This window comes from Pseudomonas gorinensis, assembly GCF_042015035.1.
Taxonomy (GTDB): Bacteria; Pseudomonadota; Gammaproteobacteria; order Pseudomonadales; family Pseudomonadaceae; genus Aquipseudomonas; species Aquipseudomonas gorinensis.
Map to the genome: position 1 here is coordinate 439,655 of NZ_CP167125.1, position 10,064 is coordinate 449,718.

Annotated in this window: 3 protein-coding genes, 2 tRNA genes and 4 rRNA genes; 8 read left to right on the plus strand and 1 reads right to left on the minus strand. The window is 53.8% G+C overall.

What is annotated here, in order from left to right; genetic code table 11:
- Positions 1-6 precede the first annotated feature (6 nt).
- The 8 genes from AB7933_RS02015 (at position 7) to AB7933_RS02050 (ending at position 9,549) form a co-directional block, all read left to right on the plus strand.
- Positions 7-1,227: a CaiB/BaiF CoA transferase family protein gene (locus AB7933_RS02015; RefSeq protein WP_024072660.1), complete on the plus strand. Its 1,221-nt coding sequence runs from the start codon at positions 7-9 to the stop codon at positions 1,225-1,227.
- A 637-nt stretch (positions 1,228-1,864) separates the two neighbouring features.
- Positions 1,865-3,401: ribosomal RNA gene (locus tag AB7933_RS02020) — 16S ribosomal RNA — on the plus strand.
- 83 nt (positions 3,402-3,484) lie between these two features.
- A tRNA-Ile gene (locus tag AB7933_RS02025) sits at positions 3,485-3,561 on the plus strand.
- Between the two features lie 30 nt (positions 3,562-3,591).
- Positions 3,592-3,667, plus strand: a tRNA-Ala gene (locus AB7933_RS02030).
- 247 nt (positions 3,668-3,914) lie between these two features.
- Positions 3,915-6,806: ribosomal RNA gene (locus tag AB7933_RS02035) — 23S ribosomal RNA — on the plus strand.
- A gap of 157 nt (positions 6,807-6,963) precedes the next feature.
- A 5S ribosomal RNA gene (rrf, locus tag AB7933_RS02040) occupies positions 6,964-7,079 on the plus strand.
- 108 nt (positions 7,080-7,187) lie between these two features.
- Positions 7,188-7,303, plus strand: a 5S ribosomal RNA gene (gene rrf / locus AB7933_RS02045).
- The 16S, 23S and 5S rRNA genes sit together here with 2 tRNA genes alongside, the layout of an rRNA operon.
- A gap of 365 nt (positions 7,304-7,668) precedes the next feature.
- The gene (locus AB7933_RS02050; RefSeq protein WP_024072661.1) at positions 7,669-9,549 is read left to right on the plus strand and encodes a methyl-accepting chemotaxis protein; all 1,881 of its coding nucleotides are present in this window, start codon (positions 7,669-7,671) and stop codon (positions 9,547-9,549) included.
- A gap of 39 nt (positions 9,550-9,588) precedes the next feature.
- On the opposite strand, the gene AB7933_RS02055 is transcribed toward AB7933_RS02050, so the two are convergent.
- Positions 9,589-10,047, minus strand: coding sequence for an SRPBCC family protein (locus AB7933_RS02055; protein WP_024072662.1), 459 nt, complete (start codon positions 10,045-10,047; stop codon positions 9,589-9,591).
- Between the last annotated feature and the right edge of the window lie 17 nt (positions 10,048-10,064).

A 10,064-nucleotide genomic window follows, 5' to 3' on the forward strand; every position in this document is an offset into this window, starting at 1 on the left:
ATGGGCATGGGCGCGCTTTCGCACCTGCGGGTACTGGATTTATCGCGAGTCCTGGCGGGCCCTTGGGCCGGGCAGATTCTTGCGGACCTTGGAGCTGAGGTTATCAAGGTTGAGCGGCCGGGTAGTGGCGACGACACGCGGGCCTGGGGGCCGCCCTTCCTTAAGGATGCGTATGGCGAGAACACCAGTGAAGCTGCGTATTACCTCTCGGCTAACCGTAATAAGGAGTCGGTGACTATCGACTTCACGCAGCCGGAGGGGCAGAAGCTGGTACGTGACCTCGCAGCCAAGTCCGATATCCTGATCGAGAACTTCAAGGTGGGTGGTCTGGCGGCTTATGGCCTGGACTATGAGTCGCTCAAGGAGATCAATCCTGAATTGATCTATTGCTCGATCACGGGCTTTGGTCAAACAGGGCCCTATGCGGCTCGGGCTGGTTATGACTTCATGATTCAGGGGCTGGGCGGGCTGATGAGTCTTACCGGTCGGCCAGAAGGCGATGAAGGTGCCGGGCCAGTGAAGGTTGGCGTCGCGCTGACCGACATCCTGACAGGGCTTTACTCGACCGTGGCGATCCTGGCAGCGCTTGCTCATCGGGATCACGACGGCGGTGGCCAGCATATCGATATGGCGCTGCTTGACGTGCAGGTGGCTTGCTTGGCCAATCAGGCGATGAATTACCTGACGACGGGAGTGTCACCCAAGCGCCTGGGCAATGCGCATCCGAATATCGTGCCTTATCAGGATTTCCCCACGGCAGATGGTGACTTCATCCTGACCGTGGGTAATGACGGGCAGTTTCGCAAGTTTGCTGAAGTCGCCGGGCAACCGCAGTGGGCGAATGACCCGCGGTTTGCCACTAATCAGGCGCGGGTTGCCAACCGCGCGGCGCTGATCCCGTTGATTCGCCAGGCGACGGTCTTCAAAACGACGAGTGAGTGGGTATTGCAACTCGAACGGGTGGGGGTTCCGTGTGGGCCAATCAATGATCTGGCGCAGGTGTTTGCTGATCCGCAGGTCAAGGCGCGTGGTTTGGCGATGGCGTTGCCCCATGCGCTGGCAGGGAGTGTGCCTCAGGTTGCCAATCCGATCCGACTCTCCAAGACACCTGTGGAATATCGCAGTGCGCCTCCACTGCTGGGGGAGCATACAGTTCAGGTACTCCAGGAGGTACTGGGATTGGGTCCGGCTAGCGTGGCTGCTTTAAGAGAGGCGGGGGTTATCTAAATAACGCTTCTTCTATATAGGAGCGCCCGGGTCCCATATAAAACAGTTTGGTGGTTTTTTAATCAATGTTAACTAATTGATAAGAAAGCAAAATAAAGGGTTGACGGCAGATTCTGGAAGTCTATAATTCGCCCCACTTCCGGCGCAGTCGAAACGGAAAACTCCTTGGTAAACAAAGAGTTACGCAAGATTCGACAGCGACCTGCTTCAGTTCATCGAAGCCCAGAAGGAGTTGGTAGAGCAGTGTCGTTTGGCTCTATTAACGTTTCGATCCTCTCGGTCGAAAGCGGAGAAAAAGAGGTGTTGACAGCAGCGTGTAACGCTGTAGAATTCGCCTCCCGCTAACGAGAGATCGGAAGCGCAAGTGGTTGAAGTTACAAAGGAAACTTTGAAAACTTCTGAAAATAATCACTTGACAGCAAATGAGGCTGCTGTAGAATGCGCGCCTCGGTTGAGACGAAAGATCTTAACCAACCGCTCTTTAACAACTGAATCAAGCAATTCGTGTGGGTGCTTGTGGAGTCAGACTGATAGTCAACAAGATTATCAGCATCACAAGTTACTCCGCGAGAAATCAAAGATGTAACCAACGATTGCTGAGCCAAGTTTAGGGTTTCTTAAAAACCCAAAGATGTTTGAACTGAAGAGTTTGATCATGGCTCAGATTGAACGCTGGCGGCAGGCCTAACACATGCAAGTCGAGCGGTAGAGAGAAGCTTGCTTCTCTTGAGAGCGGCGGACGGGTGAGTAATGCCTAGGAATCTGCCTGGTAGTGGGGGATAACGTTCGGAAACGGACGCTAATACCGCATACGTCCTACGGGAGAAAGCAGGGGACCTTCGGGCCTTGCGCTATCAGATGAGCCTAGGTCGGATTAGCTAGTTGGTGAGGTAATGGCTCACCAAGGCGACGATCCGTAACTGGTCTGAGAGGATGATCAGTCACACTGGAACTGAGACACGGTCCAGACTCCTACGGGAGGCAGCAGTGGGGAATATTGGACAATGGGCGAAAGCCTGATCCAGCCATGCCGCGTGTGTGAAGAAGGTCTTCGGATTGTAAAGCACTTTAAGTTGGGAGGAAGGGCAGTTACCTAATACGTGATTGTTTTGACGTTACCGACAGAATAAGCACCGGCTAACTCTGTGCCAGCAGCCGCGGTAATACAGAGGGTGCAAGCGTTAATCGGAATTACTGGGCGTAAAGCGCGCGTAGGTGGTTAGTTAAGTTGGATGTGAAATCCCCGGGCTCAACCTGGGAACTGCATTCAAAACTGACTGACTAGAGTATGGTAGAGGGTGGTGGAATTTCCTGTGTAGCGGTGAAATGCGTAGATATAGGAAGGAACACCAGTGGCGAAGGCGACCACCTGGACTGATACTGACACTGAGGTGCGAAAGCGTGGGGAGCAAACAGGATTAGATACCCTGGTAGTCCACGCCGTAAACGATGTCAACTAGCCGTTGGGAGCCTTGAGCTCTTAGTGGCGCAGCTAACGCATTAAGTTGACCGCCTGGGGAGTACGGCCGCAAGGTTAAAACTCAAATGAATTGACGGGGGCCCGCACAAGCGGTGGAGCATGTGGTTTAATTCGAAGCAACGCGAAGAACCTTACCAGGCCTTGACATCCAATGAACTTTCTAGAGATAGATTGGTGCCTTCGGGAACATTGAGACAGGTGCTGCATGGCTGTCGTCAGCTCGTGTCGTGAGATGTTGGGTTAAGTCCCGTAACGAGCGCAACCCTTGTCCTTAGTTACCAGCACGTTATGGTGGGCACTCTAAGGAGACTGCCGGTGACAAACCGGAGGAAGGTGGGGATGACGTCAAGTCATCATGGCCCTTACGGCCTGGGCTACACACGTGCTACAATGGTCGGTACAGAGGGTTGCCAAGCCGCGAGGTGGAGCTAATCCCACAAAACCGATCGTAGTCCGGATCGCAGTCTGCAACTCGACTGCGTGAAGTCGGAATCGCTAGTAATCGCGAATCAGAATGTCGCGGTGAATACGTTCCCGGGCCTTGTACACACCGCCCGTCACACCATGGGAGTGGGTTGCACCAGAAGTAGCTAGTCTAACCTTCGGGGGGACGGTTACCACGGTGTGATTCATGACTGGGGTGAAGTCGTAACAAGGTAGCCGTAGGGGAACCTGCGGCTGGATCACCTCCTTAATCGACGACATCAGCTGCTCCATAAGTTCCCACACGAATTGCTTGATTCATTGAAGAAGACGATAAAGAAGCAGCCCGAAATTGGGTCTGTAGCTCAGTTGGTTAGAGCGCACCCCTGATAAGGGTGAGGTCGGCAGTTCGAATCTGCCCAGACCCACCAATTTTGTGTGGGAAACGCCTGTAGAAATACGGGGCCATAGCTCAGCTGGGAGAGCGCCTGCCTTGCACGCAGGAGGTCAACGGTTCGATCCCGTTTGGCTCCACCACTACTGCTTCTAGACGTTGAAAGCTTAGAAATGAGCATTCCATCACTGCGATGGTGAATGTTGATTTCTAGTCTTTGATTAGATCGTTCTTTAAAAATTTGGGTATGTGATAGAAAGATAGACTGAACGTTACTTTCACTGGTAACGGATCAGGCTAAGGTAAAATTTGTGAGTTCTCTTAATTGAGAAATTCGAATTTTCGGCGAATGTCGTCTTCACAGTATAACCAGATTGCTTGGGGTTATATGGTCAAGTGAAGAAGCGCATACGGTGGATGCCTTGGCAGTCAGAGGCGATGAAAGACGTGGTAGCCTGCGAAAAGCTTCGGGGAGTCGGCAAACAGACTTTGATCCGGAGATGTCTGAATGGGGGAACCCAGCCATCATAAGATGGTTACCTTACACTGAATACATAGGTGTAAGGGGCGAACCAGGGGAACTGAAACATCTAAGTACCCTGAGGAAAAGAAATCAACCGAGATTCCCTTAGTAGTGGCGAGCGAACGGGGACTAGCCCTTAAGTGGCTTTGAGATTAGCGGAACGCTCTGGAAAGTGCGGCCATAGTGGGTGATAGCCCTGTACGCGAAAATCTCTTAGTCATGAAATCGAGTAGGACGGAGCACGAGAAACTTTGTCTGAATATGGGGGGACCATCCTCCAAGGCTAAATACTACTGACTGACCGATAGTGAACTAGTACCGTGAGGGAAAGGCGAAAAGAACCCCGGAGAGGGGAGTGAAATAGATCCTGAAACCGTATGCGTACAAGCAGTGGGAGCCCACTTTGTTGGGTGACTGCGTACCTTTTGTATAATGGGTCAGCGACTTATTTTCAGTGGCGAGCTTAACCGAATAGGGGAGGCGTAGCGAAAGCGAGTCTTAATAGGGCGTCTAGTCGCTGGGAATAGACCCGAAACCGGGCGATCTATCCATGGGCAGGTTGAAGGTTGGGTAACACTAACTGGAGGACCGAACCGACTACCGTTGAAAAGTTAGCGGATGACCTGTGGATCGGAGTGAAAGGCTAATCAAGCTCGGAGATAGCTGGTTCTCCTCGAAAGCTATTTAGGTAGCGCCTCATGTATCACTGTAGGGGGTAGAGCACTGTTTCGGCTAGGGGGTCATCCCGACTTACCAAACCGATGCAAACTCCGAATACCTACAAGTGCCGAGCATGGGAGACACACGGCGGGTGCTAACGTCCGTCGTGAAAAGGGAAACAACCCAGACCGTCAGCTAAGGTCCCAAAGTTATGGTTAAGTGGGAAACGATGTGGGAAGGCTTAGACAGCTAGGAGGTTGGCTTAGAAGCAGCCACCCTTTAAAGAAAGCGTAATAGCTCACTAGTCGAGTCGGCCTGCGCGGAAGATGTAACGGGGCTCAAACCATACACCGAAGCTACGGGTATCACGTAAGTGATGCGGTAGAGGAGCGTTCTGTAAGCCTGTGAAGGTGAGTTGAGAAGCTTGCTGGAGGTATCAGAAGTGCGAATGCTGACATGAGTAACGACAATGGGTGTGAAAAACACCCACGCCGAAAGACCAAGGTTTCCTGCGCAACGTTAATCGACGCAGGGTTAGTCGGTCCCTAAGGCGAGGCTGAAAAGCGTAGTCGATGGAAAACAGGTTAATATTCCTGTACTTCTGGTTATTGCGATGGAGGGACGGAGAAGGCTAGGCCAGCTTGGCGTTGGTTGTCCAAGTTTAAGGTGGTAGGCTGAGATCTTAGGTAAATCCGGGATCTTAAGGCCGAGAGCTGATGACGAGTTGTCTTTTAGATGACGAAGTGGTTGATGCCATGCTTCCAAGAAAAGCTTCTAAGCTTCAGGTAACCAGGAACCGTACCCCAAACCGACACAGGTGGTTGGGTAGAGAATACCAAGGCGCTTGAGAGAACTCGGGTGAAGGAACTAGGCAAAATGGCACCGTAACTTCGGGAGAAGGTGCGCCGGTGAGGGTGAAGGACTTGCTCCGTAAGCCCATGCCGGTCGAAGATACCAGGCCGCTGCGACTGTTTATTAAAAACACAGCACTCTGCAAACACGAAAGTGGACGTATAGGGTGTGACGCCTGCCCGGTGCCGGAAGGTTAATTGATGGGGTTAGCTAACGCGAAGCTCTTGATCGAAGCCCCGGTAAACGGCGGCCGTAACTATAACGGTCCTAAGGTAGCGAAATTCCTTGTCGGGTAAGTTCCGACCTGCACGAATGGCGTAACGATGGCGGCGCTGTCTCCACCCGAGACTCAGTGAAATTGAAATCGCTGTGAAGATGCAGTGTATCCGCGGCTAGACGGAAAGACCCCGTGAACCTTTACTATAGCTTTGCACTGGACTTTGAATTTGCTTGTGTAGGATAGGTGGGAGGCTTTGAAGCGTGGACGCCAGTTCGCGTGGAGCCAACCTTGAAATACCACCCTGGCAACTTTGAGGTTCTAACTCAGGTCCGTTATCCGGATCGAGGACAGTGTATGGTGGGTAGTTTGACTGGGGCGGTCTCCTCCTAAAGAGTAACGGAGGAGTACGAAGGTGCGCTCAGACCGGTCGGAAATCGGTCGTAGAGTATAAAGGCAAAAGCGCGCTTGACTGCGAGACAGACACGTCGAGCAGGTACGAAAGTAGGTCTTAGTGATCCGGTGGTTCTGTATGGAAGGGCCATCGCTCAACGGATAAAAGGTACTCCGGGGATAACAGGCTGATACCGCCCAAGAGTTCATATCGACGGCGGTGTTTGGCACCTCGATGTCGGCTCATCACATCCTGGGGCTGAAGCCGGTCCCAAGGGTATGGCTGTTCGCCATTTAAAGTGGTACGCGAGCTGGGTTTAGAACGTCGTGAGACAGTTCGGTCCCTATCTGCCGTGGACGTTTGAGATTTGAGAGGGGCTGCTCCTAGTACGAGAGGACCGGAGTGGACGAACCTCTGGTGTTCCGGTTGTCACGCCAGTGGCATTGCCGGGTAGCTATGTTCGGAATAGATAACCGCTGAAAGCATCTAAGCGGGAAACTAGCCTCAAGATGAGATCTCACTGGGACCTTGAGTCCCCTGAAGGGCCGTCGAAGACTACGACGTTGATAGGTTGGGTGTGTAAGCGCTGTGAGGCGTTGAGCTAACCAATACTAATTGCCCGTGAGGCTTGACCATATAACACCCAAGCAATTTGCTGACCTGAAAAGGCACCAGATTGCGGTGTGTGAAGACGAAACGAACCGAAAGTTCGAAACGCACAAAACACCGAAAGCTGTCACATACCCAATTTGCTGAAGCGAGGCCAGCTGGCCACGACTCAGTACCCGAATTTCTTGACGACCATAGAGCATTGGAACCACCTGATCCCATCCCGAACTCAGTAGTGAAACGATGCATCGCCGATGGTAGTGTGGGGTTTCCCCATGTGAGAGTAGGTCATCGTCAAGATTAAATTCCAGAACCCCTGTTTGCTGACGCAAACAGGGGTTTTGTTTATGTAGAAGTCCACGAATTTCATCAGTACGTTGCTAAACGACGGACTGGTACACAGAATTTCTTGACGACCATAGAGCATTGGAACCACCTGATCCCATCCCGAACTCAGTAGTGAAACGATGCATCGCCGATGGTAGTGTGGGGTTTCCCCATGTGAGAGTAGGTCATCGTCAAGATTGAATTCCGAAACCCCTGTTTGCTTGCGCAGACAGGGGTTTTGTCGTTTATGGGGAAAATAATAGGCCCGTACCGAGAGCATCCCCTGCATCCGCGGCCAAGCTAATTCGTTGTAGTGGTGGGCTTCGCGCAAGCGTTCATATTGCGAATGTGGTTCGCAACAACGGGCTAGCTGGCTACCACTGGTCGGTTTCACACTCAAAAAGAGGAAGTTTCGCACAAAGGCTTAAGATTTCACTCCATTTGGCCGAAAGCCTGACGAGCCATGCGTGCACCGAAATAGAGCGAACCGAGAGTCCGCCTATACCGTACATGGAATGTTCCACTCGGCACGCCCACCCTTTTGGCAAAAGAAGTCGATGAAATGAATCTTAAGTTCAGTCATAAAATTCTGTTGGCCGCGTCAGGCGTCGTGGTTCTGGCCTTCGCGTTATTCACGCTCTACAACGACTACCTGCAGCGCAGCACCATCAAGCAAAACCTGGAATCGTCCATCCAGCAATCCGGTGAACTTACCGCCAGCAGTGTGCAGAACTGGCTGAGTGGGCGAATACTCGTACTCGAAAACCTGGCGCAAAACATTGCCCATCAAGGCAGTGGTGCGGACCTCCCGGGTTTGGTCGACCAACCTGCGCTCACTGCAAACTTCCAGTTCACTTATGTCGGTCAGACCAACGGCGTGTTCACACAGCGCCCGGACGCGAAAATGCCCGATGGTTACGACCCGCGCCAGCGGCCTTGGTACAAACAAGCCGTGGCTGCCGATAAGACCATGCTGACCCCTCCCTACATGGCGGCGGTGGGTGGGCAGATCGTGACCATCGCCATGCCGGTGAAAAAGAACGGTGAACTGCTGGGCGTGGTCGGCGGTGACCTGAGCCTGCAAACCCTGGTCAAGATTATCAACTCGGTGGACTTTGGCGGTATCGGCCATGCGTTCCTGGTCAGCGGCGACGGCCAGGTCATCGTCAGTCCCGACCAGGACCAAGTGATGAAGAACCTCAAGGACATCTACCCTGGCACCGGCGTACGTATCGAAAAGACCAGTCAGGACGTGGTACTCAATGGGCAGGATCGCATTTTGGCGTTCACCCCTATCGGCGGCTTGCCAGGCGCAGACTGGTACATTGGCCTGTCGATCGATAAGGACAAGGCCTACGCCCCGTTGGGTAAATTCCGTACATCAGCGTTGATTGCCATGCTGATTGCGGTGGTGGCGATCGCGGTGCTCTTGAGCCTGCTGATCCAAGTCTTGCTGCGGCCCCTGACTACCATGGGTGTTGCCATGCAGGATATCGCCCAGGGCGAAGGCGACCTGACCCGTCGGCTGGACGTCACCAGCAAGGACGAGTTTGGCGAGGTAGGCAGTGCATTCAACCAATTCGTCGAGCGTATCCATGCCTCCATCTCCGAAGTGTCTTCGGCGACGCGCCAGGTGCATGACCTGTCCCAGCGTGTGATGGCGTCCTCCAACGCCTCGATCATCGGCTCCGACGAGCAGAGTGCGCGGACCAACAGCGTCGCTGCCGCCATTAACGAGCTGGGGGCCGCCACCCAGGAAATCGCACGTAACGCCGCCGATGCTTCGCAGCACGCCAGCGGTGCCAGCGAGCAGGCTGACGATGGGCGCAAAGTAGTGGAGCAAACCATCCTGGCGATGTCGGAACTGTCGCAAAAAATTAGCCAGTCCTGCACCCAGATCGAAACCCTGAACGCGAGCACCGACAACATCGGCCACATTCTCGATGTGATCAAAGGCATCTCCCAACAGACCAATCTGCTCGCGCTCAACGCTGCGATCGAAGCGGCGCGTGCCGGGGAAGCCGGTCGTGGATTTGCCGTGGTTGCCGATGAGGTGCGCAACCTGGCCCACCGCACCCAGGAGTCCGCGGAGGAGATCCACAAAATGATCACTTCGTTGCAAGTGGGCTCGCGTGAGGCGGTGACCACCATGAACGCCAGCCAGACCTCCAGCGAAGAGAGTGTCGAAGTGGCTAACCAGGCGGGTGAGCGCCTGATCAGCGTGACGCAGCGCATCGTTGAAATCGACGGCATGAACCAATCGGTCGCCGCCGCCACCGAAGAGCAGACCGCTGTTGTGGAAACCCTCAACGTCGACATCAATCAGATCAATCTGCTGAACCAACAAGGCGTGGCCAATCTCAACGAAACGTTGAAGGATTGCGATGCACTGTCCCAGCAGGCCAGCCGCTTGAAGCAATTGGTCGACAGCTTCAAGATCTGACCTTGATGGCATCGGAGCGAGGCTTCTCGCTCCTATTGCTTAGCCGAGCATCCGGCGCACGTTCTCCAGTGCGCTGTCGGCGAACCCTTGGATAAACCCTTCAAACTCAGCCTGCGGCATCTCGATGGGTTCGCCAATCAGGGTCCAGGTCGCCCGTGCGCTTCCGGCGCCAAGGGCCTCCACGCTCATCGCTGCCCACAAATGGGCCACGCCGAGGGTGTTGTAGATCGTGGTCCAGGTCATGCACATGGCCTTATCGTCATGGCTATTGAGTTGCTCTACGACGCAGTGGCCATCGTGAAAATACTTCGTGCGCAAAGCACCCACGCCAACACCGGTCATCTCGATGTGCGACAGGGCAGGAATGAAGGCATCAAAGCCTGCAAAGTGACCCACCAGGTCCCACAGGCGAGCCGCCTCGCAGTTGACGATGACAGACGCCACCACCGGTGTGCCTTGGGGGTTGCGGATCAATGTATCGGGTTGCAGCGGTTTCATGAGGGGGTCCTGAAGCA